The following is a 14,532-nucleotide window of genomic DNA, read 5'->3' as shown; positions in this document are numbered from 1 at the left end:
AGGATATTGGCCGGTTCCTGATGGAGCGATACAACTGGCGGCGACCGCATCAGTTCAACGAAGGGTTAGCGCCTGCGGTCGCTGAGGAAAAACTCAATTCAGTGTCCGGGATCAGTTGACCACTACACTCAGCTTGGGAGGAACAAAATGAATAATCCAAGTGGGCTACATCGATTTGACTGAAATCACTTCTACGTACCTGTATTTCTTCCTCGCCGCCTTCGTGGCTTCTTGCTCTGCCAGCAAGGTGCTCAAGGTGTCAGCCTCATGAGTCATCTCAAACGTCTGGCCTTCATACTCGTTGCCGACCCGGAGCGTGACCTTCAGTCTAGGAGTGAACGCTTTCGCGGCTTTCTTTTTCACCAGGGGTTTGCTAACCGGCAGGATCACCGTTTCTGGAACGGGTTCCCGAACGGTAGGGGGGAGGGTTGGCGCGCAGACTTCAGCGCTGCCGAACAGGGCACGACGCATCTCTTCTTCAGTTAATTCTTGATTCATGCGCTGTCTCAGGAGTTGACGGTTTGGGGCATACGCTATTCTAACAACAGGTTGTGCAGGTAATCCGAATTGGTAGGGTTTGGCTCAAAATCAAGAGAGGCTGATGGCGCCGAGATCCTGGACGTGCCGCGTTGCGGTCAGCTGTCGTGAACCAAGCCACCCTGTGTCTTGGCCCTCCGGGCTTCCATCTTCACGCCTTCGACCATCCTGGCCTGCGCGCTCCGCTTGCTCATACAGCGGTTATGAAATCCTAGGGTTTACCCTACGTGCCAGTGACCCTGTACCTCTGCGGCGTTTCCATCAGGTCACGAGCAGGTATCGGTGTCGTTTTTGGCCACAAGCGGCAAGACCAGTATGGGCGTTTTGGAGATGGCCATCTGATCCGTACTTCTGACGTGATGAAGGTGGAACGCGAAGGCAGATTCTGGGTGATGACAACTGTGAACTCGCGTTACGTGCTCGCGACATTTCAGCGTGACAACGGGCGCGCCAGCCTTCGTGAGTTCCTGCGTCTCGCGCGAGGGCAGCATCACACAACACCACGAGTGTTGCAGTAATCCTTTAAACAGTGCTGAGGGAGGTCAAGGTGCCCCCCTCCGGGATGGCTGTCGTGAACCGAGCCCCTCTAGGGTCTCAGCCCTGCGGGCTTCTATCCGCACGTCTTTGGCCTCCTACTGCCTACGCGCTCCGCCTGCGGAGGAATTAACAACCTATCACACAATATTTTAGAGAGAGCGGGATCAGGGCCACGACCGTTTGGATGGCCGACTTCACGTAGATTTTCACCCTAAATGAATATGACGAGCACGAAAAGCGCTGTTCTAGTCGATAAATGCGTCGGCCGGAGAATCGCCTATTACGCCTCATAGATGCGGCTTGGACGGATTAGTGAGGACTCATCGTGAACCTTTTCGACGGGCCATAAAATCGTGAAGATCCTTTACTACCGCATCTGCTGAGTTATCGTCGCCCAGCTGCGAAGCTTGGACTCTACGTACCTCGACGCCTTCGTAGGTGAGAGGGATCAGACGCTGGTCTGCTTGTGCGGGCGTCTCGTGATGGTAGGTGTCTCCATCAACCTCTACGACGAATGTCAGCCCCTGGAAAATCACCACAAAATCGGGCTCAAGGCGGTTATATCGTTTCCCATGCCTAACGAAAACTGGGAGCGGGGCCACAGCCATTTTTGCTCGGCAGAGGGCTTTGAAAAGAGTGATTTCCGCTTGGGATCTAAACAGGAGGCCTTGATGTTCTTTAGACGCGATATTGTCGCTACGCACACGGCCCTGATTGGTCACACCTTCACCTTGAACAAACCTCATGGCATCTTCTCGCCATCCATCCTCAGGCTCGTTCACCAGCGGGGATATGTTCACGAAGCTTAGGGCGTGATCGGGAGTCGAGGCGAAAAATGGACTAATAACGCCTGTGATCGCGGTTTTCACTGCTTCTCGATCTTCTTCCGTCATGGCGAAGAAAATTTTCACGTCCAAGCTGATTGAGAGTATCCAATAGCTGATGTTCATGCTGCCTTCATCCGAATCCAGAGAGCATTGTCCAGCTACCAACACTGCGATGGCTCTGGCATCTCCTTGGATTTTCAGCGCTTCGACGGCAGATGAAACAAGATTCTCGACGGGGAACGGTGGCCACATCTTTTCGCGCCTTCAGTAGACCGACTCAGTAGAGAAGCCGGGCATGTTCAAGAAATTGGGGGGGGTACGAATTTTCGGTAGTTAGCGGGCTGATTGTGATGGTTGCATGCTATCAGAGCCCAATGCGTAGCGTGCAATAGCTGGACGTACGTGTCGAACTAGCTTCAGCGCTGGCGCCAACTGAAAGGCGCTACCTACCTTCAGGTCTACATCGCTTTCAGCGAAACCACTTCCACGTATCGGTACTTCTTCCTGACTAGGTATCTTGCAGTGTTGCTAGCTGCCCGCGCCCCGATCCCTACCTTAAGCTGCTTTTTGCCACTCTTTGGCTACTACTGGGTGACTGCCTGCGCTAGGATTGGGTCGCTGCAGCTTCACTTATAACAGGGCGTGCCTGAGAGCCTCAGCCGCCTGTCATGGTTAGCTAGAAAGGATTCGAGCGTTGATACTCAAGCAGATGCGCGTGTGTGGTTTCCAATCGTTCGGCGCAGAGCCGGTGATTATCGATTTCCGAAAGCTAACCTTCCTGATTGGGCCTAACGGTTCTGGAAAAACGGCTACGTTGCAGGCGCTCTGTCGCCTTTTCTCGATTGACCCCAATCAACGGCGGCTGCGCAAATCTGATTTCTTCGTCGCCCATGATGAAGAAGAAAGGCCGGATGAGCGAACTCTGTGGATCGAGGCGGATTTTTACTTCCCTGAAATTTCCGATAAGAGCAAGGAGCACCCGACCATCCCGTGCAACTTTGGGCACATGCGGCTGGATAACATCAAAGGTGTGCCGCGCGTACGGTACCGTCTGGATGCCTCACTAGGACTGGACGATGATATCGAGCAGACCCTGCGCTATGTCTCTGAGGTCGACGAGGGCGGGAATCCACTTGCAACGTCGCCCGTACCGCGTGATGAGCGCAACCAGATACAGGTGCACTATCTACCTGCTCGTCGTGACCCGGCAGAGCACATCACCTATGGGACTAATGCGCTTTTAGGCCGACTGTTGCGGGCAGTAAACTGGACGGAGCAACGCGAAAAAATCACCCAACTGTCTGCAGATATTTCCGATAGCCTCAGCACGAACCAGTCGGTCATCAACCTCGGGGACGGAATAGCTAACGCTTGGGGAAAACTGCACAAAGGCAAGTTTTTCAAAGACCCGAGTCTGACTTTCGTAACCCATGAGATCGAAGCGCTGCTGAGGCATCTCTCAGTGTCATTCACCCCTGGTCACGGGGAACAGCAGGTCGACTTCTCTCGTCTGAGCGATGGACAGAAGTCGATGCTTTACCTGACATTGGTACTGACCTCACAGGCAATCGGCAGAGCAGTGCTTAAGGGCGATGATGACTCGTTCGATATGGACAAGCTTAAGCCTGCCGTATTCACCCTGATAGCCTTGGAGGAGCCGGAAAACAGTCTATCTCCTCATTATCTGGGCCGGATTGTGTCGTCACTGAAAGCTCTGGTGCTCGGCGAAGAAAATTCAGACGCGCAAGCGATGATTGCCACCCACGCCCCTTCGATGTTGCGTCGAGTAGAGCCAGAGCAAATACGATATCTTAGACTTGATGAATTGCGCTGCACGGTGGTTGCCAAGGTTAAGATGCCACCGGACAAAAACGGTGAGGCTTACAAGTTTGTTAGAGAAGCCGTGCAAGCTTTTCCCGAGGTTTATTTTTCAAGGCTGGTCGTACTGGGGGAGGGTGACAGCGAGGAAATTGTACTGCCTCGATTACTTGCCGCTGAAGGGCTTATGGTGGATGAGGCTGCAGTTTGTATTGCGCCGCTTGGTGGCCGACATGTGAACCATTTTTGGCGCCTCTTGAGCGGGCTCGAAATTCCATATTTGACCCTGCTTGATCTCGATGTAGCAAGGCATGGCGGGGGGTGGGGGAGAATTCACTACGTTGCGACGCAGCTCAATTATCACCGTCCTAACCAGGGATACATGCCCGACGACCAGCTTGAGAAACTTCCGAAATGGAATAATCCTAAATACAAACTTCTCGAAGTCGAGAAAGACCGTAGTTTGAGGAGCTATATCGCTGAGCTAGAACCATTTGAGGTTTTCTTCTCCAACCCAATGGACTTGGATTTCGCCATGCTCTGCGCCTTCCCAAAGGCGTTCGGTGTCGAGGACAAACATCTTGTGACACCGAAAGTCGGCCAACTCAGATCGGTGCTGGGTGACAGCTTCCATGACGAGAAGCAGTACACCGTGTCAGAGCGCAGTTATTTCGCTATGTACCACAAGTTGTTTAAGTTAGACAGCAAGCCTAAATCGCACATCGAAGCCCTTTCCAAGCTTACTGATGATGATCTGAGGGAGGCGATGCCGCCGTCGCTCAAGCGACTGGTCAAGCATGTAATCAAGATGGCCAGGGAGCTCCACGAATGATCAAGGTCGAAGCGTGGAAACCTTCCGATGGAATCGTGCTTGAACCCAATGCAGAGATTGCAGCGAAAGAGCAAGAGCGCTGCGTGGCCCTGACTGCTGGCCCTGGCTCCGGGAAGTCAGAGTTGCTCGCTCAGCGTGCCGACTTCCTGCTCACCACAGGCGTGTGTCGTTATCCAAAGCGTATCTTGGCCATTGCCTTCAAAGTCGACGCCAGTAACAACTTGAAGGAACGCGTCCGGCGTCGCTGCGGCGCGGCGTATGCAGGTCGGTTCGACAGCTACACATTCCACGGGTTGGCGAAAAGGATCATCGAGCGCTTCAGGCCGGTATTAGCTGGCGACGATGCTTTGAACCCGAGTTTCAAAATTGTCGCAAAGGGCAAGGCTCACCCCGTTCAAACTGAATTCAAGGAACTCATCCCGCTTGCCCTAAAGATTCTGGATGCCTATCCGGCGGCTATTAACGCAGTACGCCAGACCTACAGCGACGTCTTTCTGGACGAGTTCCAAGACTGTACGGATGAGCAATATGAACTGGTTACGAGGCTGTTTAAAGGATCAGGTCGTCGCATAACTGCGGTGGGAGACGTGAAGCAAAAAATCATGGGGTGGGCCGGCGCTCTCGATGGGGTATTTGCCGAGTTCGTCGATGACTTTGAAGCCCTGCACCTGAACATCTATCGAAACTTCCGCTCGCTGCCGCACCTGCTAAAACTCCAGAACGCGATCATCAAAGTTCTAGATCCGGACTCAGAAATGCCTGCTCACTTACTCGCCGGTGAGGGGGGAGAGGTACATGTGTTGTCCTATGCCGATTGTGAGGAGGAGGCCAGTGATCTAGCAGAGCGCATCTCCCACTGGGTCAACGTGGAAGGCATTGCTCCTGCCAAAATCGCCATACTCACGCGAATCCAGCCGGAGGCTTACTGCATGCGACTGACCGCTGAGCTAGATGCTTGGGGGATTAGCTATCGAAACGAAAACAAGGCGCAAGACATTTCGACTGAGCCCATCACCCAAGTCATCGTGGATTACCTGTTGTGCATCTACGGGCTTAGAGAGCCTAAAGCTTGGACTCGTCTCACCCGTCGCATCATTCCGGTAGAGGACGATGCAGAAGGGAAGATGAAGACCAATTGGAGCCGATACATCAAAGAAGCACGCAAGTCTGCTTCAGCTGATTTGGCGACCAAAACGTTCGCTCAGCGATGGACACTTTTGGAGGAGTTCCTCGCGATGGCTGGGCCGACGCAGCTAGCCGGGCTTTCCCACGATTACGAGTCCAGGGAGCACCTTCGCGAGCTCATTGAGGACGTCAAGAAATACATTGACGAAGCTTTGGCGAAAGAGCCTGATCTTCTGAAAGCGTTGGCTGAGCTATCTGATGACCAGTCGATTCGAATCCTAACCGTGCACAAGAGCAAGGGGCTGGAGTTCGACACGGTTGTTTTGCTGGGTATCGAAGACCAAGCCTATTTCGGCAAGGATCATCATGAAGTTCAGTGCACGTTTTTCGTCGGCGTATCGCGTGCTGAAAGAAGACTTGTTGTGACAACGGCTCGTCGTAGAGAAAACCTTGGGCAGGTTAACTACTGGAAATCACCCCGCACAGCTCAGGCAGAATTCTTGGGGTATGTGAAACTTTGGAGAACTCACTCTAACTGAATCTGAAAAACTTTGGCCTATCACTGATCTCTGATGATGTATCTGAAAGACGTACTGACTCGTCTATCGATGAGCCAGGCCAGTGAGATTGGCCAGCTATTACTGCAAAAATTGATGCACCCTTGATCTGCAAAAGGCTTGCTCCCTGTTCGCTTGAGCCACCAACGCCCAAAGTAACAGCTTCATATTTTCCGGCGGCGGTTCTCCTTCACAGTCTTAGGTGTATGCGTGTTTTGCTGCCCGATGCAATGTGAGCCATCGCGCTCATGTGCAGCGCCGGGAGAAATGGATGACGTCGGCATTGCAGGATTTCCAGCAATTCGTTCATTGGCTTCACCGTCCAGACAGCGGAGCTTCCGAAGACGCTCGTCGATTCGCTAATATGGTTTCGCAGAATTTTCCTACCGTCGCAGCAAGCTCAAGGCAGCGCAGCCAACGATCCATTGTGCTGAGCGAATTAGCACGCTTATCCCTGCCTGCCACATCCCCGGCAGCGCCAGTGCCCCAGGCTGCAGAGGCCAGAGCAGGATGGGCTTTTCGTAAGCTGCATCATCTTACAGTGGGGCCATTTCGAGGGTTCAGACACCCTGAGCCATTCGAGTTGCAAAAGCGGATTGTCATGTTTTATGGCCCGAATGGCAGCGGGAAAACCAGCCTGTGTGAAGCGCTGGAGTTTGCCGTGCTCGGTGCTGTGGACGAGGGCGACAACAAACGGATCGCCGCTGACCGTTATCTTTCCAACTCGCACGAGGGCCGTGCAATCACTGCTCTGGGTTACGACTTCCGAGATCGTTCGAAGTGGGTATATGTGCATGATGACCGCTTTGGGCCTTACGCTCGGGCAGAAATCGTCATGGTTGAAGACTGTCCCGGAGCGGCTACTCCTGACACCGCAAAAGGTCGCTGGGGGCTAGCGATGTCCATCCGTGAGGCTAATGCAACCACGTGGGTATCTAGCTGTCAGCACCACATGCCCCCCCCGATCGTTGCAGTAGGGTTCGGCCAGCGGTTTCATCAGTACCTCAACGCTACGGAGGCTATGTCGGGCATGATCCTAAAAGCCGGAGAAGTGATCGCCGTTGCATCCGGGATCTATGAGGGCTACGACAAGGCTGGCCCATTTATCGTCGCACGAGATTTCGATCTTCAGGCATTTGTCGACCAGGCTGATGCCGCCCTCTCTGAGGAATTAGGAGTGTCAGGGCTTATGTATGAGATCCCGAGGATGCTCTTGGCGCAAGGCTTCATCTCGGTTATGCCGTGCCGAAAAATCTACCTAGGTGGGTTCCGAGAATTCGAGCTTGGCGAAGAAAAGGACGACTTTTGAAAATGTCTGGCTCAGATGTGTCATGGATGCTCGATATGCTCGAGCGAGACATCATAGAAAATCCCGGACGGCTTGAGCCTATCGATCCATCGCTGGTAAGCCGACTGGCTGAGCTGTGTGAGGGAGTAGAGGTTGATCTAGACGCTGCGCTATCGCCTGACGACGAATAAAACGCTGACATTGCTAGGAACGTCTGTTGGTGTCGGACTGAAACTGTACGGTTTCCAGTTAGCTGCATGACCTACACCATGAATCTAAATGCCCGGCGCCCTTACCGCCAGCGAGAAGTCAGCATGTGGCCCGATGACGAGCTCTCCACTTTCCTGAATCCAAAACGGCCCTTTGATGACGCCGTGGGTGGCATATCGTTGGCAACCATCTGAACGGTGTTGAATATAACGTATGCATTGGCGTTGGAATGAAACCGCGCCGCTCACTTTTGGAAGAGATGATGAAGGTCTATAGCGAACCCCTTCCTGAGCAGACCCTAAATGTGAGAGAGGTCTACCAGGTGCTGAAGGATGTAGCCCTTGGTACGCGCACCATGAGGCGAGTAGGCAGCCAGGCTTGGGATGAGGTCTACGCCTGTCATTTCGAGCTCGACGTGGAGGGCTGGCGACTCTCCATCTACAACGACTGCGACTCCCTGGACTACTGCCATTCATGCGTGGCGCCGGATGGGCGCCGCTGGGATTTCGATAGCAGCCAGCGCTTCGGTACTGATCCAGTGGAGCTGATGTCGACCTGGGAGCACGCAACGTTCGAGCGGCTCTTGAAAGCGCTGTAGGATGCGAACCATTGCCGCTGGAAGCTGAGCGAGAAGCTATACACATGTCCGAGAAATACGATCTGCCCCTATGTCCAAATCGCTATGTAATTGCTGTGGAAGCGGTGAGAGGGAAGGGCGCTGTCTTGAGACTATTGAAGGAACACCTGCGCCTTGATCCTGCAGCAGAGGTCGTTTTCTCGACGTATAGCGGTAGCTACTGGCTGCGTCTGAACGAAAGTGACCGCTGGCAGAACCATCGGGTAGGTATGCTTGAGGCAGTATCGGCGATGCCGTTCCTATCCGGCGACATACTCAAGCAAGAGATTGAGACCTGGTCAGCTGCGGACACCGTCCACGTGGTGGATGCTCATGCCCTCAATGCCCTACGAGAGCTTGGGCTGGGGACGCCTGATAAGGTGTAGATCCATGATCGTGCACCGATGGGCACGCCGTGAGTGTTTCGTCCTGAACGACCATATCCAGCCTTCAAACAGCAGTGTTGAGTGCACGGTCAGCGCCGTCTTGAGCGACTGTGTTAAGGCTCCGGTCTGAGCCGTCCTGTGCAACGGTATTGAGGCTACGATCCGAGCCGTCCTGGGCAACGCTTTGGAAAGTGCGCGTTGCGCCATCCTGTGCGACCGTATTAAGGCTACGATCTGAACCGTCCTGCGCGACGGTTTGCCGGGTATGTTCGGCGCCGTCCCGAGCTATCAGGGTATCGGCTTGAGCAAACTGAAGGCTGCTGGAGATACCGGCAACAAGGATGAAGGCCAAGGCTGCGAATTGGTTTTTCATGGTGTGTTCTCCGTAATCTAGGATGTGTTTTTGTCTACGGTGTTAGTGTCTCGCTGAAAGGCAGTGGCGAGAACTTGATAGGGACGATGGTGGCAATCGATCAGGTTGATGGCGGCCGGTCAATCCAGCCTCTGATCGGGTTTGGGGCGTGTCCCTCCGGAAACGGCTGTCGTGAACCATGCCCTGTCTGTGCCAGGTCATGGCCCTGCGGGCTTCCATCCTCACGCCTGCGGCCTAGGCCTGCGCGCTCCGCTTGCCATGCGACTGTTCGACCCATTAGTAAGGGACTGCTTCTGATGCGCTCGCTCGCGAGAGGCCGCAGCCGACCCATAGCGGCGATTCGTGGACAATCTGGACGGCCCTGAAGCAGTCTATTGAAAGGGAGCACAGTAAAGACCGAGAAGTCTCTCTTCGGCGCTATACAGTGGCGGTGATTACAGTAATATCGAGCTCTCGCTTCCCTGACAGCTGAATGCAAAAATGCGCCTGCTCTATCCCTGTGACCCGTTCGCTAGAAAACGCCCTGACGATCAGTACGCCGAAGAGTGCCAGGCAGCGATAGAGGCTGGCCTTGACGTAACGCTGCTATCTTTCGAGGACTTCGAATCGAGTAGTTTAAAAGTTTCGTTGCCACTAGGCCCCGGGGACGAAGTCCTCTACCGAGGCTGGATGCTCACGCCGGAGAGATACGCTGCTTTGGTCACTGAGCTACGCAAAAACGGGCGCAAATGAACTTACCAGCCCTGCACAATATCAACGCTGTCACCATTTGCCCGAGTGGTATCCGTTGCTGGTAGGCCATACCAGTAAAACGCTGGTATTGGAGAGCAATAGCGACTTCAGCCAAGCACTCGCGGGGTTGGAGTGGCCAGGCTATTTCATCAAGGATTACGTAAAGTCCCTCAACATGGGCAGCGGCAGCTTGGTAGATAAACCGCAAGAGATCGCGCCACTGGTGAAGCTGATGCTGCAGTACCGAGGGCAGATTGAAGGCGGAATTTGCGTAAGGCGGAGAGAGGACTATCTGGAGGGTACCGAGCAACGCTACTTCGTATTTCAAGGGCAGGCCTACAGTCCGAACGCAAAAATACCTGAACTGGTCACCGCGTGCGCCCAGGTGATCGATAGCCCCTTCTTCTCCATTGATCTAGCGCTCAGGGCAGACGGCGAACTCCGTGTAATCGAGCTGGGCGACGGCCAAGTGTCTGACCGTAAGGAGTGGGGCGCGGAGCGCTTCGTTGAGATGTTGGCTCGTCGGCAATAGGCGGCGATGATTGCCTGTAGTCCTGTAGCAAGCTAGCTCAAGCGGTTATTGCTCAGGGCTGTTGGCAATTCTGGACTGCAACATGCAGGCCACGCGTACGTCTGGATAGTGCGTCCGAGAACGAGCGGGACTTAAGCTGAACTGCAAAACGTTGGCCGTTATGGCCCTGCTCGTAGCTTTCCAAAATGTAAATGCCGCGCCGGGGCTCGCTACGCAAGTGCAGGCTATCGCCATAACCATTGCCCAAATGGGTATAGCCCAGAGCCGACACGTCGAGGATATCTTGGACAGGATCAAAATAGTCGATAAACCCGGTGCGCTCACCTGCGGCATTGATATAGCTGTCGCTGATGTGGTCGAAGCGGAATACATCGTTGCCGGCGCCGCCGTTCATGTAGACGCCTCCAGCACCCCCAACGAGTATGTCGTTGCCACCCCCGCTGTTCATATAGTCGAAGCCGCCCCCGCCCATTAACAGTTCATTGGCCAGCCCACCGTATAGGGTGTCGTTGCCTGGGGTGCCCTGCACGATGAGCTCGGTCGGGTTGTTGCTGACCTGGCTACCGGTGCTTGTGACCTGCAAACCCTCAAACGCCGTACGGTTGGTAACGTCCTTGATGTCAGAAACTTGGGTCATGCGTGCTCCTTACCTGCGGTTTGCCCACTGCGAGTGTAGTAAGGCCATTAATGCAGTTTCGTTGACGGCAATGGGCCGGTATCGAGGAAGGGGTGATAGGGGCCGGGGTTAGTGCACGTCGTCACGGAGCCACTTTTGGCGTTAGCCAGTCAATGCGAAGGGCCGCGATGGGTCGGTAGCCGCGTGTGGCGATGGCCCCGACCGCCCCATAGCGCCTGTCGCGAAGCTACATTGTCTTCCTTGGTCATCTTCATGCCTGCTTCCATCTCACGGCTGCGAGCAATGGCCGGCACGCTACGCCTCCCATGCGACTGCTAGGCCCGGTAATGAGTGACCGCTTCCGACTGTTTAACTGCCTGCGCAAACGAGAACTACGGGGAAATGCTGGGCAACGCTTAAGCGCTACTTGTACCATGACGCTGTGCTCATCGATAACAGGAGTAGTCATGTCACTTCGCCGTTTGGAAAACGTCTCGAAATCCCGTCAGTCGCACTTAGAGGGGCGGTTTTCATGGTTGGCCGCCGTCATTCAGGGGGAGGAGTTTGATCGTTCCCGAGTGCTTTGGGTTTCCGTCTTCGACCATTGGCTCTCGCGGGAGGATGCGAATGCGCTATTAGAAAATATTCCGCCCGAAGAGGAATCCCGGCGCAACATGCTTCTGGAAGGTTTTTGTGGAGAAATGATCGCGAACACCGAGGTTTTATCTTTTGCTATGCGAAGGCATGGGAGGTGCAGGCCAGTTTTTCGCAGTTTCAAATCGAAGGATATGCTGTTGGGATATTGTAGGCCGGGCGGCGGTACCTTATTTGGGCACCCTCGACGCTACGGCTTTCGGCATCGACATTTTCAAGTCGCACTTCCAGAGTTTGGGTGCATCTTCCAAGAATACTGGGATAGCACATACTATTTCTACTCTAGCTCGCCGCAGCTGGAGGAAGCGGCGCGCAGATGGGCTGCGCGCACCGGCGTATACATTCTCAACGCGGCCGATGACTAAGTACAGAGCTGACTGTAGGTAAACCCGATTGGTCAGCTGGAAAGTCCAGAATACTTGCTGCATTAGCCAAGCTAGCATTCAGGGCAACTTCAAGCTGGGCAGTGCGGCTTTTCCTTGCGCTGTCAGTACCGGCTCCAATTGCTCCCATGTGAAATTCAAATCGTTTTCGCAGCCGTCCCCATAGGCGGGCGTTGAGAGATGGAGGCCATGAGTGTTGAATTCCAAGTCGAACTGGGTGTAGCTAGTAACAGCAGGGCAACCCTCATCGGCGGTGGTTTGCTTACCCAGCCACGTGCTGAATTTGGCTGGGAGCGTCAAGTGGCCGGAATAGGCGTCATACCACTCTTGCTGCCCGCCGAGCCACGTCCAAGGATCGACCCTTTCACCGGTCTGCAGGTTCCAGGAATGAAGGCCACAACTGATACCGTTTCTACCAGTGCCCGCAAACCAGCGGTAAAAACTGACGGTGATAAATTGGGACGACCAATACGTGGGCTCGACGGTGATTTCGGTAGTGTGGGCCGAACCGTTCTGACCGAGGTCTTCGCGTCGTTCGCGGAAGTAATCGGCCTGATCATTGTCGTAGACTGCAAGAGCGGCGAGTTGCCGGTTAATCATTTGAACCGCCGGACTGTCGTCTTCCAGCTTGAGCGTGACTTGGGCACCGTGGATCTTGAGTGCATAGGAATGATCGCCGAAGGTTTTCTTTTCGATCTTCACCGGTAAAGGCTCTGCTTCCATGGGCGCGTTATAGACGTCGCTCCCGCAGTTGTCGGTTGGCAAGCCGACACGGTGCAAGGTGATTGGCAAAGGTTTACCGCCCTCGGTTTTGCGCCAGGCTCCTGACAGTGCATCGTCCTGCGGGGTGTTCAGCGTCCAAAAACCGGTATTCCCTTCTTCTACCCATGGTGCGTTTTCGCTGGTTTGGGTCAGCCAGATGGGGGTGAGGGTGCGCTGATAGTAATAACTGCCATGTTCGCCTGTAGACCCGTTAAAACAGGCCGTGATAGGGGAGCTACCCAAGGCGCCTTTCCAGACACCTGCCAGTTCGTCAGTGTTAGCGAGCAAGGGCGACGCGTAGGCGAGCATGAGGCAAACGACGGGTTTGAACACGGGGGCTGACGTCCTAATCTCTGATAAAAGCTTTGCTACCTGCGTCGCCAATCTTAACCTGTCTGTCTGCCAGGATGACGTGGCGAGCTGAACGCACCGAAACGCCCCCGTAGGCTCATTTGGAACATCCCGAACGAGGGAATTTCCTTCTCAGCTGATACGCCCGCACCTAGTAACACCGCCTCATGGTTCGCTCGCCTTTGGTATACAGCGATTGACGACAAATCGATCAGTGCTCCATTGCGCCTACGCGTAGTGCGAGCGGCCTGGGACAGGAAGCGTTGAGCAGCTGAAGTTACGCTTGCCCTAGGGTTGACCCTCACTCAATGTATTCTGCCTCCGTTTTACCAGCGCCTGTACGCTCGCCGCCCCAGCGCAACACCCCGACCGGATTATATACGTCATACCTAGACGCCATTACCCAACGTGCTCTGTGCTTTGCTGAAGCCGTCGCAACGATGCGGCGAGCGTCATCCAAGGCATTTCTATCGCGAACAGGCCCTTGGTGCAGCCAGAATCATGCTTGAAGGGCCTTCTTGCGCTCTCGATAAGCTGGTGCGCACCACAATGTTTGCAGGTTAGATAGCCCTCGTGGATCTCCCAGTGCATACCCCAGGCAGCTATCAATGCTTCGCTCATTAGGTTAAGCCCTCGCTTTGAAACGTCTCCTGAGGATAGCCATAAAGCATGCAAATGTATTTTCAATGCCTGCAACCATGGAGCTCTTTATACTGTCTGTTCCTTTAACATCTAACACCCTAGGAGATTATCGATGTCCCGTCTTGCCGAATTCCGCGCGCTGGAGCAAAAACTGGCCGAACAGCTCGCTGAGCTGGAAACAATGAAAAACGATGAAGGCCTAAAGCGGGAGGTCGAATTCGAGGAAAAACTCCGTGGCTTGCTGGGCGAATACAATTTCAGCCTCAAGCACATCATTGCAATCCTTGATCCGCAAGGCAGCCAGCCTTCCCCTCGCGCCGGTCGTGGCGCTGCCAAGACTGAGGAAAAAACAACTCGCAAAGCTCGCCAGGTGAAGCGCTACAAGCATCCTGAAAGCGGTGAGGTTGTTGAAACCAAGGGTGGCAATCACAAGACTTTGAAAGCCTGGAAGGCTGAGCACGGCGCTGAAACCGTGGAGTCATGGCTGCAGTGATACGCAGGCTGGTTATCTAAGCGCACAGGATGAAGGAGTCTGGTCAGCGCTTGGTGGGGAGAACCGGCCATTAAAATCCTCTGGCTGGACTCTCTGACCTTGGCTACAGGGTGGGATTAATAGAAAGCCTGCCAGCCAAAATCTGTCCTGAAGCCTGCGTTAGAACCAACGTAAGCGGCTGCCTAACACACCTTTAAATCCGGATTAACCGCTAATAGTCTGGTCAACACGCTCGCCGAGGGCCTACAGAGACGTGCTTAG

The 14,532-nt window shown here is 54.3% G+C and carries 14 protein-coding genes and 1 pseudogene; 10 read left to right on the top strand and 5 right to left on the bottom strand.

All coding sequences use genetic code 11. The features are described from left to right. Positions 1-165: 165 nt before the first annotated feature. Positions 166-498 (bottom strand): hypothetical protein, encoded by a 333-nt coding sequence (locus G7016_RS24485; protein ID WP_181118355.1) that lies wholly within the window; start codon positions 496-498, stop codon positions 166-168. Positions 499-764: 266 nt separating this feature from the next. Here G7016_RS24485 and G7016_RS25315 point away from each other — a divergent pair. Further along, a pseudogene (locus tag G7016_RS25315) lies at positions 765-1,055 on the top strand (hypothetical protein); the annotation flags it as partial. 339 nt (positions 1,056-1,394) lie between these two features. On the opposite strand, the gene G7016_RS24480 reads toward G7016_RS25315, so the two are convergent. Next, complete coding sequence (locus G7016_RS24480; protein WP_181118354.1) at positions 1,395-2,153, bottom strand: hypothetical protein; 759 nt, start codon at positions 2,151-2,153, stop codon at positions 1,395-1,397. Between the two features lie 442 nt (positions 2,154-2,595). Between G7016_RS24480 and G7016_RS24475 the strand changes: the two genes are divergently transcribed. From G7016_RS24475 to G7016_RS24445, 6 genes are all read left to right on the top strand, one after another. After that, positions 2,596-4,551 carry an ATP-dependent nuclease gene (locus tag G7016_RS24475; protein ID WP_181118353.1) on the top strand — a complete coding sequence of 652 codons (1,956 nt, stop codon included), beginning with the start codon at positions 2,596-2,598 and terminating at the stop codon, positions 4,549-4,551. After that, on the top strand, positions 4,548-6,215 hold the full coding sequence (locus tag G7016_RS24470; RefSeq protein ID WP_181118352.1) for a UvrD-helicase domain-containing protein: 1,668 nt from the start codon (positions 4,548-4,550) through the stop codon (positions 6,213-6,215). Before G7016_RS24475 ends, G7016_RS24470 begins: the two co-directional genes overlap by 4 nt. A gap of 289 nt (positions 6,216-6,504) precedes the next feature. Beyond that, positions 6,505-7,542: an AAA family ATPase gene (locus G7016_RS25310; RefSeq protein WP_258195351.1), complete on the top strand. Its 1,038-nt coding sequence runs from the start codon at positions 6,505-6,507 to the stop codon at positions 7,540-7,542. A gap of 2 nt (positions 7,543-7,544) precedes the next feature. After that, entirely contained in the window at positions 7,545-7,712 is a 168-nt protein-coding gene (locus G7016_RS25740; protein WP_375139718.1) for a type II toxin-antitoxin system PrlF family antitoxin, read from the top strand. Between the two features lie 281 nt (positions 7,713-7,993). Further along, positions 7,994-8,329 (top strand): DUF7693 family protein, encoded by a 336-nt coding sequence (locus G7016_RS24450; protein ID WP_181118359.1) that lies wholly within the window; start codon positions 7,994-7,996, stop codon positions 8,327-8,329. 44 nt (positions 8,330-8,373) lie between these two features. Then, positions 8,374-8,733: a hypothetical protein gene (locus G7016_RS24445; RefSeq protein WP_181118351.1), complete on the top strand. Its 360-nt coding sequence runs from the start codon at positions 8,374-8,376 to the stop codon at positions 8,731-8,733. Between the two features lie 64 nt (positions 8,734-8,797). Here G7016_RS24445 and G7016_RS24440 read toward each other — a convergent pair whose 3' ends face one another. Next, complete coding sequence (locus G7016_RS24440) at positions 8,798-9,106, bottom strand: hypothetical protein (RefSeq protein WP_219856363.1); 309 nt, start codon at positions 9,104-9,106, stop codon at positions 8,798-8,800. 769 nt (positions 9,107-9,875) lie between these two features. On the opposite strand from G7016_RS24440, the gene G7016_RS25305 reads away from it, so the two are divergent. Further along, positions 9,876-10,370, top strand: a complete 495-nt coding sequence (locus G7016_RS25305; protein ID WP_258195350.1) for an ATP-grasp domain-containing protein — start codon at positions 9,876-9,878, stop codon at positions 10,368-10,370. Between the two features lie 52 nt (positions 10,371-10,422). Here the strand turns inward: G7016_RS25305 and G7016_RS24430 are convergent, their stop codons facing one another. Continuing rightward, entirely contained in the window at positions 10,423-11,007 is a 585-nt protein-coding gene (locus tag G7016_RS24430) for a M10 family metallopeptidase C-terminal domain-containing protein (protein WP_181118350.1), read from the bottom strand. Positions 11,008-11,453: 446 nt separating this feature from the next. Here G7016_RS24430 and G7016_RS24425 point away from each other — a divergent pair, with 446 nt between their 5' ends. Next, positions 11,454-12,005: a hypothetical protein gene (locus tag G7016_RS24425; protein WP_181118349.1), complete on the top strand. Its 552-nt coding sequence runs from the start codon at positions 11,454-11,456 to the stop codon at positions 12,003-12,005. A gap of 78 nt (positions 12,006-12,083) precedes the next feature. On the opposite strand, the gene G7016_RS24420 is transcribed toward G7016_RS24425, so the two are convergent. Continuing rightward, a complete protein-coding gene (locus tag G7016_RS24420) occupies positions 12,084-13,094 on the bottom strand; it encodes a hypothetical protein (RefSeq protein ID WP_181118357.1) in 1,011 nt (336 codons plus the stop codon). A 796-nt stretch (positions 13,095-13,890) separates the two neighbouring features. Between G7016_RS24420 and G7016_RS24415 the strand changes: the two genes are divergently transcribed. Beyond that, positions 13,891-14,271: a histone-like nucleoid-structuring protein, MvaT/MvaU family gene (locus G7016_RS24415; protein WP_181118348.1), complete on the top strand. Its 381-nt coding sequence runs from the start codon at positions 13,891-13,893 to the stop codon at positions 14,269-14,271. The last annotated feature ends 261 nt before the right edge of the window (positions 14,272-14,532 follow it).

The organism is Pseudomonas japonica (assembly GCF_013522925.1).
Classification (GTDB): Bacteria; Pseudomonadota; Gammaproteobacteria; order Pseudomonadales; family Pseudomonadaceae; genus Aquipseudomonas; species Aquipseudomonas japonica_A.
This window is presented reverse-complemented; position numbering and strand designations above follow the sequence as displayed.

Coding starts and splice junctions, on each gene's coding strand:
- G7016_RS24485 (WP_181118355.1), bottom strand. CDS start 498: ATGAATCAAGAATTAACTGAAGAAGAGATGCGTCGTGCCCTGTTCGGC.
- G7016_RS24480 (WP_181118354.1), bottom strand. CDS start 2,153: ATGTGGCCACCGTTCCCCGTCGAGAATCTTGTTTCATCTGCCGTCGAA.
- G7016_RS24470 (WP_181118352.1), top strand. CDS start 4,548: ATGATCAAGGTCGAAGCGTGGAAACCTTCCGATGGAATCGTGCTTGAA.
- G7016_RS25310 (WP_258195351.1), top strand. CDS start 6,505: ATGACGTCGGCATTGCAGGATTTCCAGCAATTCGTTCATTGGCTTCAC.
- G7016_RS25740 (WP_375139718.1), top strand. CDS start 7,545: ATGTCTGGCTCAGATGTGTCATGGATGCTCGATATGCTCGAGCGAGAC.
- G7016_RS24450 (WP_181118359.1), top strand. CDS start 7,994: ATGAAGGTCTATAGCGAACCCCTTCCTGAGCAGACCCTAAATGTGAGA.
- G7016_RS24445 (WP_181118351.1), top strand. CDS start 8,374: ATGTCCGAGAAATACGATCTGCCCCTATGTCCAAATCGCTATGTAATT.
- G7016_RS24440 (WP_219856363.1), bottom strand. CDS start 9,106: ATGAAAAACCAATTCGCAGCCTTGGCCTTCATCCTTGTTGCCGGTATC.
- G7016_RS24430 (WP_181118350.1), bottom strand. CDS start 11,007: ATGACCCAAGTTTCTGACATCAAGGACGTTACCAACCGTACGGCGTTT.
- G7016_RS24425 (WP_181118349.1), top strand. CDS start 11,454: ATGTCACTTCGCCGTTTGGAAAACGTCTCGAAATCCCGTCAGTCGCAC.
- G7016_RS24420 (WP_181118357.1), bottom strand. CDS start 13,094: ATGCTCGCCTACGCGTCGCCCTTGCTCGCTAACACTGACGAACTGGCA.
- G7016_RS24415 (WP_181118348.1), top strand. CDS start 13,891: ATGTCCCGTCTTGCCGAATTCCGCGCGCTGGAGCAAAAACTGGCCGAA.